The sequence below is a fragment of the Lentzea jiangxiensis genome (assembly GCF_900104175.1).
Taxonomy (GTDB): Bacteria; Actinomycetota; Actinomycetes; order Mycobacteriales; family Pseudonocardiaceae; genus Lentzea; species Lentzea jiangxiensis.
This window is the reverse complement of record NZ_FNIX01000001.1, coordinates 1,524,497-1,543,153: the sequence shown is the minus strand read 5'-3', so window position 1 is coordinate 1,543,153 and position 18,657 is coordinate 1,524,497. Positions and strand designations below refer to the sequence as shown.

Genomic DNA, 18,657 nt, shown 5'->3' with positions numbered 1-18,657 from the left:
GTCGACCAGATGAGCAAGCCGTTCCCAGGCCCGCACCCAGCTGACAGCCGCGACGCGGCAGAGTGCCTGCTCCGGCGAGTCGAGCACCGCTACGAGGCTGACGGGGACGCCGTGGACTTTCCGCGCGACGCCTGAAGAGCGCGCTCGCGGTGGGCCGGCGCAGCGAGTGGGGTCATCACCCTGCTGCCGGCACCTCCTCGTTCTGGAGCACCTGCAGCAGGAACTGGCCCGTGTAGCTCTTCTCGACCGCGGAGACCTGCTCGGGTGTGCCCTCGGCCACGACCATGCCGCCGCCGGAGCCCCCTTCGGGACCCATGTCGACGATCCAGTCGGACGTCTTGATGACGTCGAGGTTGTGCTCGATGACGATGACGGTGTTCCCCTTGTCCACCAGGCCGTTGATCACGCCCAGCAGCTTGCGGATGTCCTCGAAGTGCAGACCGGTCGTGGGCTCGTCGAGGATGTAGACCGTCTTGCCCGTCGAGCGCTTCTGCAGCTCCGACGCGAGCTTCACGCGCTGCGCCTCACCACCGGACAGCGTCGGTGCCGGCTGGCCCAGCCGCACGTAGCCCAGACCCACGTCGACCAGCGTGCGCAGGTGGCGGTGGATCGCGTTGATCGGCTCGAAGAACGTGGCCGCTTCCTCGATCGGCATGTCGAGGACTTCGGAGATCGTCTTGCCCTTGTAGTGCACTTCCAGCGTCTCGCGGTTGTACCGCGCGCCCTTGCACACCTCGCAGGGGACGTAGACGTCCGGGAGGAAGTTCATCTCGATCTTGATGGTGCCGTCGCCGGCGCACGCCTCGCAGCGGCCGCCCTTGACGTTGAACGAGAAGCGGCCCGGCTGGTAGCCGCGGACCTTCGCCTCGGTGGTCGCCGCGAACAGCTTGCGGACGTGGTCGAACACACCGGTGTAGGTGGCCGGGTTCGACCGCGGGGTGCGGCCGATCGGCGACTGGTCGACCCGCACCAGCTTGTCGACCTCGTTCAGGCCGTTGATGCGGGTGTGGCGGCCGGGCACCTGGCGAGCGCCGTTCAGCTTGTTCGCGAGCACCGTGGCGAGGATGTCGTTGACCAGCGTCGACTTGCCCGAGCCGGACACGCCCGTGACCGAGGTCAGCGTGCCCAGGGGGAACGACACGTCGATGCCGCGCAGGTTGTGCTCGCGGGCGCCGACGACGGTGATCTGGCGCTTCTTGTCGATCTTGCGGCGCTTGGCGGGCATCGGGATCGACTTGCGGCCCGACAGGTAGGCGCCGGTGATCGACTCCTTGTTCGTCAGCAGCTTCTTGTACGGGCCGCTGTGCACGACCTTGCCGCCGTGCTCGCCCGCGCCGGGGCCGATGTCGACCACCCAGTCCGACGTCCGGATCGTGTCCTCGTCGTGCTCGACGACGATCAGCGTGTTGCCGAGGTCGCGCAGCCTCGTCAGCGTCTCGATCAGGCGGTGGTTGTCGCGCTGGTGCAGGCCGATCGACGGCTCGTCCAGCACGTACAGCACGCCGACCAGGCCCGAGCCGATCTGGGTGGCGAGCCGGATGCGCTGGGCCTCGCCGCCGGACAGCGTGCCGGACGCGCGGTCGAGCGAGAGGTAGTCGAGGCCGACGTCGAGCAGGAAGTGCAGGCGGGCCTGGATCTCCTTGAGCACCGCGCCCGCGATCATCGACTCGCGCTTGCCGAGCTTGAGGCCGTCGAGGAAGTCGGAGCACTCCGCGACGCTCATCGCGCAGACCTCGGCGATGGAGCGGTCGCCCTTCTTGCCGTGGTGCAGCGTGACGGCGAGGATCTCGGGCTTGAGGCGCGTGCCCTGACACGCGGGGCACGGGACCTCGCGCATGTAGCCCTCGTACTTCTCCCGCATGTACTCGGACTCGGTCTGCTCCTGACGCCGTTCGAGGAACGGGATGACGCCCTCGTAGTTGGCGTAGTAGGAGCGCTCACGGCCGTAGCGGTTCTTGTAGCGGACGTGCACCTGCTCGTCGATGCCGTGCAGGATCGCCTTCTGCGCCTTGGCGGGCAGGTGCCGCCACTGCGTGTCCATCCGGTAGCCGATGGTCTCGCCGAGCGACTGCAGCAACCGCTGGAAGTACTCCGCGGTCTGCCCGCCCGCCCACGGCGCGATGGCGCCGTCGGCCAGGCTCAGCTCGTCGTCCGGGACCACGAGCTCCGGGTCGACCTCCTTGCGCACGCCGATGCCCGTGCAGACCACGCACGCGCCGTACGGCGAGTTGAAGGAGAACGACCGCGGCTCCAGGTCCTCGATGGCGAGCGGGTGGCCGTTGGGGCACGCCAGGTTCTCGGAGAAGCCCCTGATCCGCTTCGGGTCGGTCTCCGGGAGGTCGACGAACTCGAGCTCGACCAGGCCGTCGGCGAGCCGCAGCGCCGTCTCGACCGAGTCGGTGAGGCGCTGCTTGGACGAGGCCTTGACGCTCAGGCGGTCGATGACGACCGCGATGTGGTGCTTCTCCTGCTTCTTGAGCTTGGGCACCTCGGCCAGCGCGTGGACGACACCGTCGACCTTCGCGCGCGAGTAGCCCTGCGTCTGCAGGTTCTGGAAGAGGTCGAGGTACTCGCCCTTGCGGCCGCGGATGACCGGCGCGAGCACCTGGAACTTGGTGCCCTGCTCCATCGCGAGCACCTGGTCGACGATCTCCTGCGGCGTCTGCTTGCCGATCGCCTCGCCGCACTGCGGGCAGTGCGGCTTGCCGGCGCGCGCGTAGAGCAGGCGCAGGTAGTCGTAGACCTCGGTGATCGTGCCGACGGTCGAGCGCGGGTTGCGGCTCGTGGACTTCTGGTCGATCGAGACCGCGGGCGAGAGGCCCTCGATGAAGTCGACGTCGGGCTTGTCCATCTGACCGAGGAACTGGCGCGCGTAGGCCGAGAGCGACTCGACGTAGCGGCGCTGGCCCTCGGCGAAGATCGTGTCGAAAGCCAGGCTCGACTTGCCGGAGCCGGACAGCCCCGTGAAGACGATCAGGCTGTCCCGCGGCAGGTCGATATCCACGCCGCGCAGGTTGTGCTCGCGGGCGCCGCGAACAACAAGACGGTCTGCCACTGGGGTCCCTTCGGCTGCGATTGGCGGGTCACTCACGCCACACTCTTCCGAACAAGCGTTCGAAGAGTACTAGCATCGGATTGGAGGCTGCGACCGACCCGCGGACCATGCTAGGGCGCACCCCTGACAGGAACGGTTCGGACGGCTGTCGCATTCCCCTGAGCTGGGTTTACTCCTAGGCTGGTCACTTCGATCAGAAGCCTCAACGTCGGGGAGAGGCAGCACATGACCTACACGCCGTCCACGCAGGACACGTCCGTACCGGCGCCGCGAGGGGTGCCGGAGCGGCACATCAACGCCGTGCGCCAGGCGACGGACGTGCTCTACGAGACCGTCGAGGAGCTGGACGAGACCGCCGTGCGCGGCGCCAGCCTGCTCCCCGGGTGGTCCCGCGGACACGTCATCACCCACCTCGCGCGCAACGCGGACGCCTTGGTGAACCTCCTCACCTGGGCACGCACCGGGGTGGAGCACCAGGCCTACACGTCGCGGACGGACCGCGACGCCGACATCGAGGAGGGTTCCCGCCGGAGCCTGCAGGTAATCAGGGCCGACCTCGACTCCGCGTGCCTGCGGTTCGACGCCGCGTGCCGCGAGATGCCGGCGCACGCCTGGCGTTCGGAGGTCAGCGCGCCCAAGGGCCAGGTGATCCCGGCGTCGACCGTGCCGCTGCTGCGGCTGCGCGAGATCTGGATCCACCTGGTCGACCTCGACGCCGGTGTCGGGTTCGAGGACCTGCCCGAGGAGCTCGTGGAGGAGTTCCTCGACGACGCCGTCCAGCAGTTCGAGGGCAGGGTCGAGCCGTTCGGCGTCGAGGTGGCGCTGCCCGGTGGCGGTCAGCGCAGGTGGGTGGTCAACGGCCCGGCGAGCCGCAGTTCGGTGAGCGGGTCCGCGAGCGCCGTCCTGGGGTGGCTGACCGGCAGGACCAACGGCGCCGACGTGCGCGGTGAGCTGCCGGAACTGCCGGACTGGGTCTGAGTCAGCAGGCGGTACGCGGGCCGTTCGACGAACTTCGTCATCGCCCACCCGAGCACCAGGGCCGAGGTCGCGAACCCGGCGAGGATCCACCAGGACCGCAGCCCGAAGGCGTGCATGCGGTCCATCACCACGGTGCCGATCTGCTGGTGGACCAGGTAGACCCCGTACGAGATGCCGGCGAGCCACGTGATCGGCTTGGCGATCGGGCTGAAGAACACCCAATCGGGTCCAGCGGCCGCCGCGCACACCATGAGCAGCAGGATGCCGAAGCCGAGCGTCGATCCGTACTCGGTCGTGTGAATCGCCTGCGCGATCAGGGTAGCCGTGAGCAACGCGACCAGGTGCGGGGTCTTCAGCCTGTCCTTGTGCCACAGCCAGATGGCGATGCCGGCGGCGAACAACTGCGCCCTGTGCAGCGCGAACCCGTTGTAGATCACGAACAACGCGTGCGAGTGGTCCAGCAACGGGCGCAAAAGAAGTGGCGTGACGACGAGCGCCCACAGGAAGACGCGGAGCTTCGTCCCTCTCAACACCTTCACCAGCGCGGCACCGGCGACGAAGGCCGCGATCTGCACCGGCACGGTCCAGTAGGCGAAGTCGACGATGTCGACGTCCGGGAACCACTGGTTGACCAGCAGCAGGTTGTAGACGACGTCCCTGCCGTCGAGCTGGCTCCACCCCGGCGGCGCGATCCACCTCTGCACCGCGTACGTCAGCAGCACCGCCGCCATGTACGCGGGCAGCAGGCGCGCGAGTCTTCGCCACAGGAACCGCCCCGGTCTGCCGCTGTTCAGCGACGCGCAGGCGAAGAAGGCGGAGACGACCATCAGCGTGCTGGCGCCCATCGACATCGGGAACGTGAACGGCAGCGGCCCCAGGCCGGGGTGGCTGCTCACGCTCGTGAGAGTCGCGTGGTGGAGCAGCACGCACCCGATGGCGACGACGCGGAGGACGTCCCAGCTGATCCTGCGGGCCGTCCGGGGCTGCTGTCGTTGCGCTGGAATCACGAGAGGCGGGGACCCTGTCCGTTGGTGCGTTCGGAGTACTCGGGGTTCGAAGCTTGATCCTTGCTTACCCTATGAGTGAGACCTGTATGCAACCTGAAGGTGTGCGTCCTACCGCATCGAGCGACTACCGTCTGCCACCGTGGACGTACTCGAGAACTACACCGGTCATGTCGATCCGGAGGGCCCCGCGGCCCGCCGCACCCTCGACGCGCTGACCATCACCAAGATCTCCGTCGGCCCCATGGACAACAACGCCTACCTGCTGGTTTGCCGGTCCACGAACGAAGCTTTGCTGATCGACGCGGCCAACGACCACGAGCGCCTGGCCGACCTGCTGGCCCACAGCCCGGACCGCCCGCGCCTGCGCACGATCGTGACCACGCACCAGCACGCCGATCACTGGCAGGCACTCGAAGCCACGGCCGCGGCCCACGGCGCGAACACCGCCGCCCACGAACTGGACGCCTCCGTCCTCCCCGTCGCACCGGACGTCCTCCTGGACCACGGCGACACCATCAACGTGGGAGAAGTCCCTCTCTCGATCATCCACCTGCGCGGCCACACCCCGGGCTCCATCGCCGTCGTCTACGACGACCCGAACGGCCATCCGCACCTCTTCACCGGAGATTCACTCTTTCCGGGGGGTGTGGGCAAGACCACGTCCGCCGACAACTTCGCGTCGCTGATCAACGATGTGGAGGACCGGCTGTTCGCGGTGCTGCCCGACTCGACCTGGTTCTACCCGGGCCACGGCGACGACTCGACGCTCGGCAAGGAGCGCCCGTCGCTCGCGGAGTGGCGCTCACGCGGCTGGTGAACCTGGCGGATGGGGAGCCTGCCGGGGCGGGCTCCCAGACGCCTCGATCAGGCCTCGATGATCGTGACCATGCTGTCGAGCCCTTTGAAGTCCTCGGCATTTCGCGTGTACAGCGGCAATCCACGCGACGATGCGACAGCTGCGATCATCAGAACCATCCGGCGAGGCTTCGGTTCCGGTTCGCCGCCATCCGTGAGCGCGACCAAGGTGCCGTATCTGGCTGCTGCCTGACCGTCGAGGGCAGCGCCTCGAAGTCCACGATCGCCGCGCCGAGCTTCTCGGTCCGCGCAGCCCTGGACGTCGCGTCTTGGCCATCGCCACACCCTGGCGCAACTCGGCCATCGTGACGCCGTGAGCTCAGGTACCTCCGGCAGTCCTGCCGGGTCCGGAAGACCGAGGCCGATCTAGGCGTACGTGCCGATCACGCCGGATTCGGGGCGTTCAGCCACGGTTGCGCTTCCACAGATCGCTGCCGCTGACGCGGTCCTCGTCGCCGAAGCACTCGTCGGCTTCCTGACGCGTGCGGAGGTGATCGACGCGGGGCAGGGTCCTGTGTCGTTCGACGAGTTCCTCGGCCGTCAGCCGACGGCGGCGGGACAGCGGCCGGAGTTCGGCGACCTCAACCCCGTTCCGCGTCACGTGATACGTCTCGCCCGCCTCCACGGCGTCCATAACCGCCGCAAAGCAGTTGCGCAACTCCCGCTGACTGATGACCTTCACACGCCAAGCCCAGATCCGCGTAGCACCGACGCTACGTCGTGAGGCGCTCATGCGGCTGGTGGGGTGAGACAGCCCGGACGACCCGCGAAGTTCACTCGTCCGGCGGACCATTCGCCCATCTTTCCCCAGCATGATCGAAGTGGGTTCGCGCCGCACTGGGGAAGGGGCGATGCATGTCCTTCACACCGCTGGTCGCTTTGAAGAGCAAAATGGGCGAGTTCGATTCTTTGCTCCATCTCGACAAGCATGAGAATTCCACGCCCAGAGTCGTGATCGAACTCCTCGACTCCGTACAACCCGCAGGCCGCGGCATTTTCCGGTCACTGGTGGACGCCGCGGTGGAGCTGGCAGGACGAGGACGACCCGCGTGGATCGACCCGCACCTGCTCACTCCCGCCGGCGGGCTCGCGCAGTGCCCCGGAGGCCCGTTCGAACACCTCGACAACTGCATCGAAAACGCGCTGCAGGACAAGTTCGGGCTCCTCGTCCCGGATGTCCCGGCCCTGATCCCGGTGGTTCCGGCTTCGGCGGCCGACGGCGAGTTGAGGACGATAGCGCTTCTCCAGGAACACCGGCCTCGTGAAGTCGTGGTCCGCTTCCGCGACCTCGGTGCCGACCGGCTCGCGGACCGCCTCCGCCACATCGCGAGCCTGACGCGCCTCGGCGACCAGGCGATGCACGCCGTCATCGACCTGGGGCACGTGCAGAACGTCGACCAGCGGCAGGTGGAGTCGGCCGTGGTGCTCGCCCGGGCACTGACCGATCACCTGGGGCCGGCCTCGACGACGCTGCTCGCCGGGTCGATCCCCGACACCAGGCACGGGTACGCCACCACCGTCCGGGACCGGCCCGAGGTGCGGCTCTGGCGCGAACTCGTGGCCGGGGTGAGCGGAGCTCAGATCCACTACGGCGACTACGGCGTCGTTCACCCGCGGCCGTCCGCTGCCGGCGGCACCGGTGGCCGCCTCCCCAACCCGTACTTCGTCTACACCGTCCCCGGCAACGTGATCACGCTGCGGCGACAGCTCGTCAGGGAGTCCGGGAAGGTGGCGGAGGGAGCGGCCGGCGAGGCGTTCTCCGACATCGCCGACGAACTCGTGGCCAGGCAGGAGTTCGCCGGCGCCGGCTACTCGTGGGGTGACCGCGAACTGGCCGCGTGCCGGCGAGGAGGCAACAGGACCGCGGGCTCCGTCCCGCGCTGGATCGCGATGGCCACGTCGCACCACATCGCGCACCTGACTCGACGCGCGCCTGCCGAGCTGTGACCAGTCAGCCGGCGAGCGCGTCGAGCAGGTCCAGGTACCCGGTGGTCGTGCGCCACAACGCGTCCGAATACGGTGTGAGCTTGCCGGGGCTCCACCGGTGGTCCGTGTAGGCCTGGTTCTCCCGCCGCAACGCCCGGAGGCTCACCGCGAGCTCGTCCTCGACCCGTTTGCGCAGCTCCTCGGCGGACGGCGCGGCAGAACGCACCAGCTCCGCCGTGCCGTCGCCGACCGCCACGAGCGCTTCCTCGTTGACGCCGTCCGCCGCGCTCCAGATCAGCGCGGGCCGCTCGATGCGGTGGTTCCACACGGGTGCGTCCCTGGACCGCCACCGGGCGTCGAACGGGTTGCGCGACAGTCGCGTCGAGTTCGCCCAGTGCTCGGCGCCGACCGGCTCGCTCAGCCACGGCACCTCGTCCACCGGCAGGTCCGCGACCAGCGCGACCTGGATGGCCTCGACATCGCGCGGCACGTCGAGCAGATCGCCGAAGACCCACAGCTCCACCACCTGGAACCGGAAGAACGAGGCCGGCAGGTCGCCGCACTTCTCGGCGAGCTCAGCCAGGTGGTGCACAGCGCGAGTCCATTTCACGGGGTGGATCATGCCTGAAGTGCGGGAGGCGCTCGCGCGCCTGGACGTCGTGGAGCCCACCCTGTGCGCGTTCCACGAGGTCTTCCGCTCACCGGATCTCGACGTCGACCCGTCGTTGCCGTTCGCCGGGATGCCGATCGCGGTCAAGCGCGGCGAGCGGAGGAGCCACCGCGAAGCGTTGGTGGCTAAAGGATGTATTCCGATCGGACTCACCACCACGCCTGATGGCAGCACTCCTTGGCAGACGTGGGGCCGCAATTCTCGCGGCGTCACACGCAACCCGTGGAACCTCGACCGCACACCGGGCGGGTCGTCGGCGGGATCGGCGGTGGCGGTGGCGTCGGGGGTGGTGCCGCTGGCCACGGGCGTCGACGGCGCGGGCTCGATCCGCGTGCCGGCGGCGTGGTGCGGCGTGTACGGCCTGAAGACGACCTCTTCGGAACGGGCCGCGGTCGGCGTGTTCGTGCGCGATCCGTCCCTGCTCATGACCTACCTGGACCTCGACGAGGTCAGCTCCCCCACGGCCGTCTGGTCGGCGGACCTGGGCTTCGCCGACGTGGACGACGAGCAGGCCGGGATCGCCTGGCGGGCAGCGGCTCCCCTGAGCCCTCGCCCGGTCGACCTGGGGCTCCCGGACCCCGCCGACGACTGGTACGCCCACCGCTGCGGCCCCAGTCCCGTGCTGGACGAGCTGTTCCAGACCGCGGACCTGCTGCTCACGCCGACGACGCCCGGTCCGCCGCACGGGCACGACGGGCCGGGCTCGCGCATCAACACCGCGCTGACCTGGACGTTCAACCTCAGCGGGCACCCGGCGATCAGCATCCCGGCCGGGTTCGACGCCGAAGGCCTGCCGGTGGGACTGCAGGCCGTGGCGAGGCACGGCCGCGAGGTGGACCTGGTCGCCGCCGCCCGCCTGATCGCCAAGCCGCCACGGCTCGGACCGACCTGAGCGCCGAGGCCCACGCCACCAGTTCGTCGTGCGGCGGAGCTGGCGTCGTGGCTCGAGGCGCTCGGGTTCCAGGACCCGCGGCGAGCCGCGTGCACCTCATGGTGTTCACGATGACCGGCGACCCCGGCAACAGCGGGGTCACGTCCAGACGACGAGGACATCGCCGCCGGCGTTCGCGTACTCCTGCACGGGCACGACGTCGAGGGCAACCGCCGCCGAAGGACAGCCGGACCGCGTCGGTAGCCTCATGCCGCATGGAGGTCGAGATCTACACCGACGGTGCGTGCAGCCCCAACCCCGGTCCGGGTGGCTGGGGTGCCGTGTTGCGCTACGGCGCGCACGAGAAGGACATGTACGGCGGTGACATCGGCCCGACGACGAACAACCGCATGGAACTGATGGCGCCCATCATGGCGTTGGAGAGCCTTACGCGCGTGTCCACCGTGAAGCTCTATACGGACAGCACGTACGTCCGGAACGGCATCACCTCCTGGGTGCACGGCTGGAAGGCGAACGGCTGGCTCACGAAGGCCCGGGAGCCGGTCAAGAACGCCGACCTGTGGCGCCGCCTGGAAGAAGCCGCGAACAGGCACGACGTCGAGTGGCACTGGGTCAAGGGACACGCGGGTCACCCCGAGAACGAACGCGCCGACCGCCTGGCCGTGCGCGGCGTGGAGGAGGTGACGGGTCGCGAAGTCAAGCAGCCCCAGTCGAAACCGAAGAAGGCGACCAAGCCGAAGCAGCCGCGCGAACTGAGCGGCGAACGGTGCGGCACGCCGACGAAGAAGGGCACGCCGTGCCCGATCACCGCGGGTGCGAACGGCCTGTGCCACATCCACGACCCGGCGTTGCAGTGTGGTGCCCTCACGAAGAAGGGCACGCCCTGCACCATCGCGACCGGTGGCGGCCGCTGTGAGCACCACCAGCACGCGCTCGAACTGTTCGCGTGACGCGGATCGGCGTCGACCGCGTCGCCGGCGTCGGGCCGTGGGCCTGACGGTCCCGGCGGCAACTCAGCGCAGCACCTCCGCCAGCCGCGCCATGCCTTCGCGGATCTCCTCCGGGGTGTTGCTGGTGAAGGACATCCGGAACGTCGCGTGGTCCGGCGTGGTGGCGAAGAAAGGCGCTCCCGGCACGAAAGCGACGTCGTGCTTCAACGCCTTCTGGAGCAATACGGCGCTGTCGACGTCACCTGGCAGCCTCAGCCAGACGAACATGCCACCGTCCGGATCGCTCCACGTGGTGCCGTCAGGAACGGCGGAAGGCAACGCGGCGACCATCGCGTCACGGCGTGCACCGTACTCCACGCACAAGCGGGCGATGTGGGCATCGAGATCGGTGTGCGCCAGGTAGGACGCCGCGGCCGCCTGGTCCACTGTGGACGTGTGCAGGTCGGCGGCCTGCTTCACGACCACCAACGTCCGCAGCAGGTCCGCGGGAGCGCGGAGCCATCCCAGCCGCATCCCGGGGGCACCGATCTTCGAGAAGCTGCCCAGGTAGACGGTCCTGTCGCTGATCGACGCCAGCGGGGCCACGGCGGAGCCCCGGTAGCGGAGCTCGCCGTAGGGGTCGTCCTCTACCACCCACAACGAGTTCTCGGCGGCGATCTCCGCTATCTCGGCCCGGCGCGCGGCCGAGAGCGTGCGGCCGGTCGGGTTCGCGAACGTCGGCACGAGGTACAGCAGTCCCGGCTTCTCCTCGGCCACGACCTCGCGCAACGAGGCGGGGTCGAGGCCACGGTCGCCGGCGACGGTGAGGTGTTCACGGCGACGCTTCCCGCGGGCCAGTACCTGACCGCGCTGCACGAGGGCGGTCCCGACGGCTTGGCCGCCGTCACGGACGAGCTCCTCGCCCACGCCGTCCGGTTCGACCGTGAGGGCGACAGGTGGGGCGCACGCCTCGAGACGTACTTCACCGACCCCGCGGTAGAGCCCGATCCGGCCAAGTGGACCACGGAGGTGGCGATCCGCCTCGCGGACTGACTGGACCTTATATTCCGACTGGGCTATATTGCTGGCATGGCATCTACGTTCGCCGTGCTGGCGGATCCGAGTCGCCGGGAGATCCTCGACCTGCTGCGGGAACGCGAGCAGCCGGTCGGCGACCTCGTCGACAGGCTGACGCTCGCCCAGCCGACCGTCTCGAAGCACCTCAAGGTGCTGCGCGAGGCCGGTTTGGTCGAGGTGCGCACCGACGCCCAGAAGCGCTGGTACCGGGTGTCCCCCGGTCCGCTGGCGGAGATCGACGCCTGGCTCGCGCCGTACCGGCGGATGTGGGAGACGAGCCTCGACGCACTGGAACGACGACTCGACGAGATCGAAGGGGACTGACCCGTGGACGCCGAACTGCGGATGATCGAGGGCAAGCCCGTCCTGCGCTTCGAGCGCAGGCTGCGGCACTCGCCGGAGAAGGTCTGGCGGGTCGTCACCGATCCGGCCGAGATGAAGCACTGGTTCCCGGCCGAGGTCGAGGTCGACGGCAGGAGGATGCGCTTCACGTTCCCGGCCGAGGCCCCGGTGGACTCCGACGGCGGCGAGGGCGAACTGCTGGAGTCGGACCCTCCGAAGGTGTTCGCGTTCCGCTGGCTGACCGACGTGCTGCGCTTCGAGATCCTGCCGCGGGACGAGGGCTGCCTGCTGGTCTTCACCGCCGTCGTCACGAACAGGCTGACCGTCGGCCGCGACGCACCCGGCTGGACCACCTGCCTCGACGCCCTGGTCGCTCACGCCGACGGCACGGAGTTCGAGCCACCGACCGAGTGGCTGTCGCGCATCGAGCACTACGTCAGGGAGTTCGGCCTCGACGAGGGCACGGACGAACCCGAAGGCGTCCGCTTCACGCGAGATCTGGTGTGGACGCCGCTGGAGGACGTCTGGCACCTGCTCACCGAAGGCACCGACAACGCCGTGCCGGCCCGTGCCGCACATCCCGGCCTCACGCCGGGCGGGGTCACGAGGTCCGAAGCACCCCGTTTGCTGGAGTACGAGTGGCTCCAGGACGGCGAGCCGAAGGGCGTCGTGCGCTGGGAGTTCGACCACGTGCCGCTGCAGGGCACCACGGTCACGCTCGTGCAGGAGAACGCGCACGGCCCCGAAGCACTCGCGGCCTGGCACGTGCACCTGGAACTGTTCTTCGCGGCCACGCAGGGCGAGATCCGCTGCCCGTGGCCCGCCGACCGCGAGGAGGAACTGGCCAAGCGCTACGCCGAGCGCTGACTCACGCGTAGCGCACCCGGTCCACCGCGAAGCGCCAGCCGGGCGGGCACCGGCGCCAGAACCGGCGTGCGCTCGCTTGCTCGTACTCGAGCACGACCCGGTGCCGGGTCCGCGGATCCGGCGTCAGGTCCTCGAGGTCAGCGGCCGTGAGCTCGACGTCGGTGACCCCGGCCGCGTCGAGCTTGGCGACGGACCGCCAGGAGGACGCCGCGGCGTGGTCGTACGCGTTGCGGCGATGACCTGGGTGATGAACTCCCTGCCGTCGTTGTACTTGCGAGCGGCGTGGCACAAGCGCGCACGCAGCACCATCAGCCAGTGGCACCACTCCTCCGGGCGAGAGCAGCACTTCAGCCGACCTCCTCGCTCGCTCTTGCGCAGGCGGAGTCCCGGTCGAACGCGATGCGCTCGACCGCCATGCGCAGGAAGATCATTGCGTGGCAAGGGTTCTGCGTGCCGCCAGAGGTACGCCACCACAAGGGAAAGAGGACAAATCAAGAACAGCAACAACCCGGACTCGTTGACATGGCGTGGAATCAGAGCGTGGCGAAGCGGTCGACGCCCACACCGCTGATCAGCAGGCGCTCCTTGCGGTTGCCCGTCAACCGCGCGGTCCAGTCGACGAAGCCACCGTCACCGATCTCCACCCCGTCGCGGAACACCTTGAAGCACATGCCCTTGTAGTACCCGGTCCGCCGCGAAGGATCAGCCGGCAGATCACCGCGCAGCACCTCGAACCGGGGGTCCAGCACCGTCACGCGCACCTCGACGTCACCACATGCCTCGCGCAGGAACGCCACGTGCTCAGCGAAGTGCTCGCGCTCGAAGGCGAGGGAGCCCCGGTCACGACCGGCGGACACAGCAGCGAACAACGTGAAGTGCGCGAACCTCCCGGCTCCGTCGAACAACTGCGCGCGCACCACGCGCTGCACGGCGGCGAGCCGCACGTCGTCGGGGCGGGATCGGCGGCGCAGCGCGGCTTCCAGGGCGAGCGCGTTGGTCGGGTCGGCTGCCACCTCGGTGCCGCGCACGGTCGACACGACGTTGTTCTGGTCCATCAGCGCGACGGCCGAGCAGGCACCCAGCGGTGCGACCGGAGCCAGGCCCAGCACGGAGAACGACGGAGGCAGGGCGGCCAGGAGGCGGTCCTCGGCGGCACGCAGCACGGCGAACGGGACCTCTGCGGGTGCGACGAAGCGGTCGGAACAGTACTGGCGCAGCACATCCGGGCCGGACAACGCGCGCGCACGGCGTTGCATCAGAGCGAGGAGCAACGTCGTGAGGTCGCTTCCCGGTAGCGCGGCCAGCCGGGACAGCGCTTCCTCGCCGCCCAACGATCGCAGCACTCGCGTCAAGGCACTCATGGTCACCATGATCCGCACTCGGGCCAGTGGATTACCCGGCTAGGGTCGGGATCATGGATGAGGGTGAGCTGTGGGGGCGCCGAGCCGCTCAACGGGCTGCGCTCGGCGCGACGATGTCGATGCCCGCCTGGAAGGCCGCGATCGAACGCACCGGCATCACCACGGGTACCAGGGTGCTCGACCTGGCGTGCGGCAGCGGTGAGTTCTGCGCCGCCGCGACCGAGGCGGGGGCCGAGGCGACCGGGATCGACCTCTCGCCGGCCATGCTGGCCGTGGCGAGGCGGGCGAGCACCGCCGAGTTCCTCGAGCTGCCGCTGGGAAAGCTGCCGTGGCCGGACGGCACGTTCGACGTCGTGACGGCGTTCAACGCGCTGTTCTTCGCGGACGACCCCGATGAGGCGTTCGAGGAGGCGGTCAGGGTCAGCAAGGACTTCGTGGTGGTCTGCGGCTGGCACCCGGACCTGCCGAGCGACCTGCTGGTCGTCGGGCGGGCCGTGCGGGGAGCTGGCGGCCGGAGGATGCCGAGGCTGCCGCAACCGCAGGAGGAACTCACGATCGACATTCCTCTGGAACACCCCGACGAAGCCACGATGTTGCGCAGCTTCCTGAGCGTGGGCAGTTACCAGCGCATCATCGAGCGCGAGGGCGAGGAAGAAGTCGCGGAGAAGATCAAGGCCGCCGCTGAACCGCACCGAACCCCGGACGGCTATCGGTTCTCGAACAAGTACCTGATGTCGCTCTTCCGCAAAGGTCAGGCGGCGAGCACCTCGTAGCCCGCCGTGGTGAGCGCCGCGGGGCCCGGACGGGCGCTGATCAGGCCCGCGGTGGTCAGGCGCAGGCCGGCGAACTGGTCGGCGCAGCACAGGCCGTCGACGAGCAGGCAGCTGCCGTTGATCTCGCAACGGCCCTCGGCCACTGCTCTCAGAACTGCGCGGTCACGATGTGTGAGCGATGAGGCGGTCATCTTCTTCTCCTAGCGGTGGAACGTCTACTTACTGATACGTCGAAGGAGAAGGATTCGGTTCGACATCATCGTCGGAGAATTCCGCGCGCACACCCAAAAGACGAACGGCGCGGCCGTGTTCGAAGCGGTCCAGCACGGCCAGAGCGGCGGCGGCCAACTCGTCCGCGGAGGATGTCGGCGCCGGCAGCTTCATCAGGCGCACCTTCGTGAAGAACGGCACGAACCGCACCTTCACGCCCACGCGCACGGCCGGGCGTCCCTCGGCGACCACCTCGGCCGCCACCTGGTGGGCCAGCGCCACGACCTCGCGCCGGATGTCGTCCAACGAGCTGAGGTCCTGCTGGAACGTCTTCTCGTGCGAACGCGACTTCGCGACCCACGGCGTCGCGCTCACCACCGTGTCGCCCGCACCCAGGGCGACGGTCCGGTAGTAGGGCCCCATCCGCGGGCCGAAGCGGGAAGCCAGCACGTCCGGCGACGCGGCGGCCAGGTCCGACACCGTGACCAGCCCCAGTCCGGCCAGCTTGCGCTCGGTCTTCGCGCCGATCCCCCACAGCGCGGACGTCGGCCGGTGCCCCATCACCCCGGCCCAGTTCTCGCGGGTCAGCCGGTACACACCCGCGGGCTTGCCGAACTCGGTCGCGATCTTGGCGCGCAGCTTGTTGTCGCCGATGCCGACCGAGCAGTGCAGGCCGGTCGACTCCAGCACGGCCGCCTGCAGCGACCGGGCCAGGTCGGCGGGGTCGTCGACCGAGGCGCCGACGAACGCCTCGTCCCACCCCACCACCTCGACGACGACCGGGAACGACCGCAGCACGGCCATCACCTCCGCCGACGCGGCCTCGTACAGGGCGTGGTCGGCGGGCAGGAACACGGCGTCCGGCAGCTTCTTGAACGCCGTCCGCAACGGCAGGCCGGAGTGCACGCCGAACGCGCGCGCCTCGTAGGAGGCGGTGGCCACGACCGCGCGCTCGGTCGGGTCACCGTTGCCGCCGACGACCACCGGCTTGCCGCGCAACGACGGATCGCGCAACACCTCGACCGCCGCGATGAACTGGTCGAGGTCCACGTGCAGGACCCAGTCCGCCATGCTGGACAGTATGAAACGGTCGGCCGGAATCCTGCTCTTCAGACGAACTCCCCAGCTGGAGGTGCTGCTGGGGCACATGGGCGGCCCGTTCTGGGCCCGCAAGGACGCCGGGGCGTGGTCCGTGCCGAAGGGCGAGTACGCCGACGACGAGACGCCCGAACAGGCCGCGCGGCGCGAGTTCGCGGAGGAGCTCGGGTTGCCGGTGCCGGACGGCGAGCTGATCCCGCTCGGCGAGGCCAAGGGGTCCGGCAAGGTCATCACGGTGTGGGCGCTCGAGGGCGACCTCGACCCCGACGCCGTCACCCCCGGCACGTTCGAGATGGAGTGGCCGCCGAAGTCGGGACAGCAGAAGACCTTCCCCGAGGTCGACCGCGTGCAGTGGTTCGGCGTGGAGGAGGCGAGCGCGAAGATCGTCTCCGCGCAACGCCCCTTCCTCGAACGACTCACGGCCAGATAGAGGCCACCCACTCCGGGTGGTCGATGAACGGGTTGCGGTTGCGCTGGTAGCTGTCGTGGATGACCTGGTTGCGCCGCTTCTCGAACGCGTCCGGCGGGTCCTGCTGGCTCCACTGCTTCAGCACCGAGAGCTTGCCCATGTACGGCGCCGTGCCGTTGGAGACGGAGTTGTTCATCTCCAGGTTCACGTAGCCGTCGTTGCCCTCGTAGCGCACGGCCATGTAGAAGATCATGCGCGCGACGTCGCCCTTCACGGCGTTGCGCGGCTCGAACGAGTCGCCGTCGGCGTAGCTGCCGGGGGCCTCGCTGACCGCGGACCCGCCGATGTCGAAGTCGAGGTTGCCGCGGGCGGCGTTGACGGACACGTCCTCCGGCCGCAGGTGGTGGATGTCCGTGCCGGGACCGGTGGCGGTGCCGAAGTCACCGTGCGACTTCGCCCAGACGTGCTCGCGGTTCCAGTCGTCGGCGTTGCCGCCGTTGGTGGACTTCGCCTGCGAACGGCCGCTGTAGAGCAGGATCACGTTGTTCGCGTTGGCCGGGTCCTGGTCGGTGACCTTCAGCGCGTCCCAGACCTGGTCGTAGCTGAGCTTGGTCTGGTTGCGGATGATCGAGTTCAACGCCGACTTGAGCGCCGCGCCGGACTTGCCGCAGGCCGCGGTGTAGTAGGCCTCGCAGGCCGAGGACCCCGTGGTGGTCGTCGTCGGCGGCGTGGTGGTGCTGGTCGGCGGGGTGGTCGTGCTGGCGAACGCGAACGCCGTCGAGGAGGTCAGGCCGGCGTGCGAGAAGTACGCGCTCAGCGTGCCGGTCACGTCGATCTGCCTGCCCAGCAGGGACGGGTTGGTGCGCAGGCCCCACGAGGCGCGGAACACCGACGGGATCTGCACGTAGATCATGTTCGACGTGCTGGTCGTGGACGCCGAGTCGGCCAGCGCGAGCGCGTAGTCGTTCGGGTAACCCGAACGTATGACCGTGGTGGTGGCCGTGGGCTGGCCGACGACATACCCGCGGACCGTCGCGGACGAGGCGTTCTGCTGGCTGATCGCCTGGGCGACAGTGAGTGGGGCTGCTGCGACAGCGGCGGTCGACCCGTACAGGCCGACCGCCGCCAGCACACCGACGACTAAAGCAAGTGGACTCCACCGTGCCATGAGCACTCCCCGATCGTGTGGATGTTGTGCACACGATCGGTGTACATGGTCAACGGATGGTTAACGAGCGATCACGGCACCAGGACGACCTTGCCCGTCGTCCGCCCCGACTCGACGAGCTCGTGCGCCTTCGCGGCCTCCGCCAGCGGCACCGCGTGGTCGATCTCCACCCTGAGCTGCGGCAACGCGGCGAGATCAGCGCCGGACGCGGTCACGCTGAGGAACAGCTCGAACCGGATTCCGAGTTCCGCGGCTCGGTCAACGTCAAAACCCGGGTTGCCGGGAATGATCGACACGAGCACCCCGCCGGGCTTCAGGACGCGGGCGGACCGCTCGGCGTACTCACCGCCGATCGTGTCGAGCACGACGTCGACCGGCTCGATCTCGGTGAAGTCCCGCGTGCGGTAGTCGACAACCTCGTCCACGCCGAGCCAGCGCAGGAAGTCGTGCTTGGCCGCCGACGCCGTGCCGATCACGTGCGCGCCCCGGGCCTTGGCGATCTGCACGGCCAGGTGCCCGACACCGCCGGCGGCCGCGTGGACCAGCACGCGCTGACCGGCGGAGACGCCACCGCGTCCGACGAGCGCCTGCCACGCCGTCAGCGCCGCCATCGGCGCCGCGCCCGCCTGCTCGACGGTCAGCCAGGACGGCCGCCGCACCAGGTTCGAGGCCGGAACCACGACGTACTCGGCGTAGCCGCCTCCCGTGCCGGGGAAGTCGAGGAGCGCGTAGACCTCGTCCCCCTCGGCGAACCCCTCACCGGCCTGCGCGACGGTGCCCGCCACGTCCCAGCCCAATGTGAACGGCGGCTCCCCGAGCGCGGGGAACCCTCCGGAGCGGATGTAGGTGTCAACCGGGTTGACGCCCGCCGCACCCACCTTGACCAGCACCTGACCAGGCCCCGGCGTGGGCTTCGCGGCCTCGGCGACCTCCAGCACGGACGCATCGCCGACCGACTTCTGCGTGATGACTCGCATGATGATCCCTTCGACGTTCTCGACGGGCACCATCTTGCAGTTAGCGCCAACTTATAGAAAGTA

Annotated in this window: 19 protein-coding genes and 2 pseudogenes; 10 read left to right on the top strand and 11 right to left on the bottom strand. The window is 69.2% G+C overall.

Annotated features, from left to right (window positions below):
• Positions 1-175: 175 nt before the first annotated feature.
• Positions 176-3,055 carry an excinuclease ABC subunit UvrA gene (uvrA, locus tag BLQ91_RS07580; RefSeq protein ID WP_090095835.1) on the bottom strand — a complete coding sequence of 960 codons (2,880 nt, stop codon included), beginning with the start codon at positions 3,053-3,055 and terminating at the stop codon, positions 176-178.
• Positions 3,056-3,280: 225 nt separating this feature from the next.
• On the opposite strand from uvrA, the gene BLQ91_RS07575 reads away from it, so the two are divergent.
• Positions 3,281-4,033 carry a maleylpyruvate isomerase family mycothiol-dependent enzyme gene (locus BLQ91_RS07575; RefSeq protein ID WP_090095834.1) on the top strand — a complete coding sequence of 251 codons (753 nt, stop codon included), beginning with the start codon at positions 3,281-3,283 and terminating at the stop codon, positions 4,031-4,033.
• Positions 4,034-4,080: 47 nt separating this feature from the next.
• On the opposite strand, the pseudogene BLQ91_RS07570 reads toward BLQ91_RS07575, so the two are convergent.
• Positions 4,081-5,040, bottom strand: a pseudogene (locus tag BLQ91_RS07570) (acyltransferase family protein); the annotation flags it as partial.
• 139 nt (positions 5,041-5,179) lie between these two features.
• Here BLQ91_RS07570 and BLQ91_RS07565 point away from each other — a divergent pair.
• A complete protein-coding gene (locus tag BLQ91_RS07565) occupies positions 5,180-5,857 on the top strand; it encodes an MBL fold metallo-hydrolase (RefSeq protein WP_090095833.1) in 678 nt (225 codons plus the stop codon).
• A gap of 441 nt (positions 5,858-6,298) precedes the next feature.
• Here BLQ91_RS07565 and BLQ91_RS07555 read toward each other — a convergent pair whose 3' ends face one another.
• Positions 6,299-6,577: a type II toxin-antitoxin system Phd/YefM family antitoxin gene (locus BLQ91_RS07555; protein ID WP_090095832.1), complete on the bottom strand. Its 279-nt coding sequence runs from the start codon at positions 6,575-6,577 to the stop codon at positions 6,299-6,301.
• Between the two features lie 173 nt (positions 6,578-6,750).
• On the opposite strand from BLQ91_RS07555, the gene BLQ91_RS07550 reads away from it, so the two are divergent.
• A complete protein-coding gene (locus BLQ91_RS07550; protein WP_090095831.1) occupies positions 6,751-7,842 on the top strand; it encodes a beta family protein in 1,092 nt (363 codons plus the stop codon).
• 4 nt (positions 7,843-7,846) lie between these two features.
• Here BLQ91_RS07550 and BLQ91_RS07545 read toward each other — a convergent pair whose 3' ends face one another.
• Positions 7,847-8,431, bottom strand: a complete 585-nt coding sequence (locus BLQ91_RS07545) for a DUF7711 family protein (protein ID WP_143022550.1) — start codon at positions 8,429-8,431, stop codon at positions 7,847-7,849.
• 10 nt (positions 8,432-8,441) lie between these two features.
• Here BLQ91_RS07545 and BLQ91_RS43590 point away from each other — a divergent pair, with 10 nt between their 5' ends.
• Together BLQ91_RS43590 and rnhA are read left to right on the top strand one after the other, a co-directional pair.
• Positions 8,442-9,383, top strand: a complete 942-nt coding sequence (locus tag BLQ91_RS43590) for an amidase family protein (RefSeq protein ID WP_090095829.1) — start codon at positions 8,442-8,444, stop codon at positions 9,381-9,383.
• Between the two features lie 254 nt (positions 9,384-9,637).
• Positions 9,638-10,081: pseudogene (rnhA, locus tag BLQ91_RS07535) on the top strand (ribonuclease HI); the annotation flags it as partial.
• A 315-nt stretch (positions 10,082-10,396) separates the two neighbouring features.
• Here rnhA and BLQ91_RS07530 read toward each other — a convergent pair.
• Positions 10,397-11,188: an aminotransferase-like domain-containing protein gene (locus BLQ91_RS07530; RefSeq protein WP_245733204.1), complete on the bottom strand. Its 792-nt coding sequence runs from the start codon at positions 11,186-11,188 to the stop codon at positions 10,397-10,399.
• Between BLQ91_RS07530 and BLQ91_RS42495 the strand changes: the two genes are divergently transcribed.
• The 3 genes from BLQ91_RS42495 to BLQ91_RS07520 are packed head-to-tail and all read left to right on the top strand — an operon-like array spanning position 11,141 to position 12,598.
• Complete coding sequence (locus BLQ91_RS42495; RefSeq protein ID WP_245733250.1) at positions 11,141-11,365, top strand: GyrI-like domain-containing protein; 225 nt, start codon at positions 11,141-11,143, stop codon at positions 11,363-11,365. The two genes, BLQ91_RS07530 and BLQ91_RS42495, sit on opposite strands and share 48 nt — an antisense overlap.
• 36 nt (positions 11,366-11,401) lie before the next feature.
• Positions 11,402-11,713, top strand: coding sequence for an ArsR/SmtB family transcription factor (locus tag BLQ91_RS07525; protein WP_090096078.1), 312 nt, complete (start codon positions 11,402-11,404; stop codon positions 11,711-11,713).
• A gap of 3 nt (positions 11,714-11,716) precedes the next feature.
• Positions 11,717-12,598 (top strand): SRPBCC domain-containing protein, encoded by an 882-nt coding sequence (locus tag BLQ91_RS07520; RefSeq protein WP_245733203.1) that lies wholly within the window; start codon positions 11,717-11,719, stop codon positions 12,596-12,598.
• Position 12,599: 1 nt separating this feature from the next.
• Here the strand turns inward: BLQ91_RS07520 and BLQ91_RS07515 are convergent, their stop codons facing one another.
• Together BLQ91_RS07515 and BLQ91_RS07510 are read right to left on the bottom strand one after the other, a co-directional pair.
• On the bottom strand, positions 12,600-12,887 hold the full coding sequence (locus tag BLQ91_RS07515) for a hypothetical protein (RefSeq protein WP_090095828.1): 288 nt from the start codon (positions 12,885-12,887) through the stop codon (positions 12,600-12,602).
• 244 nt (positions 12,888-13,131) lie between these two features.
• Positions 13,132-13,959 (bottom strand): hypothetical protein, encoded by an 828-nt coding sequence (locus BLQ91_RS07510; RefSeq protein ID WP_143022549.1) that lies wholly within the window; start codon positions 13,957-13,959, stop codon positions 13,132-13,134.
• Between the two features lie 53 nt (positions 13,960-14,012).
• On the opposite strand from BLQ91_RS07510, the gene BLQ91_RS07505 reads away from it, so the two are divergent.
• On the top strand, positions 14,013-14,732 hold the full coding sequence (locus BLQ91_RS07505) for a class I SAM-dependent methyltransferase (RefSeq protein WP_090095826.1): 720 nt from the start codon (positions 14,013-14,015) through the stop codon (positions 14,730-14,732).
• Here BLQ91_RS07505 and BLQ91_RS07500 read toward each other — a convergent pair.
• Positions 14,711-14,923 carry a hypothetical protein gene (locus BLQ91_RS07500; protein WP_090095825.1) on the bottom strand — a complete coding sequence of 71 codons (213 nt, stop codon included), beginning with the start codon at positions 14,921-14,923 and terminating at the stop codon, positions 14,711-14,713. The genes BLQ91_RS07505 and BLQ91_RS07500 overlap by 22 nt on opposite strands.
• A gap of 28 nt (positions 14,924-14,951) precedes the next feature.
• Positions 14,952-16,013 (bottom strand): DNA polymerase IV, encoded by a 1,062-nt coding sequence (locus BLQ91_RS07495; RefSeq protein WP_090095824.1) that lies wholly within the window; start codon positions 16,011-16,013, stop codon positions 14,952-14,954.
• Between the two features lie 10 nt (positions 16,014-16,023).
• Between BLQ91_RS07495 and BLQ91_RS07490 the strand changes: the two genes are divergently transcribed.
• Positions 16,024-16,470, top strand: a complete 447-nt coding sequence (locus BLQ91_RS07490; RefSeq protein ID WP_245733201.1) for an NUDIX hydrolase — start codon at positions 16,024-16,026, stop codon at positions 16,468-16,470.
• Here the strand turns inward: BLQ91_RS07490 and BLQ91_RS43725 are convergent.
• Both BLQ91_RS43725 and BLQ91_RS07480 read right to left on the bottom strand, forming a co-directional pair.
• On the bottom strand, positions 16,457-17,617 hold the full coding sequence (locus BLQ91_RS43725) for an endonuclease (protein ID WP_090096076.1): 1,161 nt from the start codon (positions 17,615-17,617) through the stop codon (positions 16,457-16,459). The genes BLQ91_RS07490 and BLQ91_RS43725 overlap by 14 nt on opposite strands.
• Before the next feature lie 71 nt (positions 17,618-17,688).
• Entirely contained in the window at positions 17,689-18,594 is a 906-nt protein-coding gene (locus BLQ91_RS07480; RefSeq protein WP_090096075.1) for an NADP-dependent oxidoreductase, read from the bottom strand.
• Between the last annotated feature and the right edge of the window lie 63 nt (positions 18,595-18,657).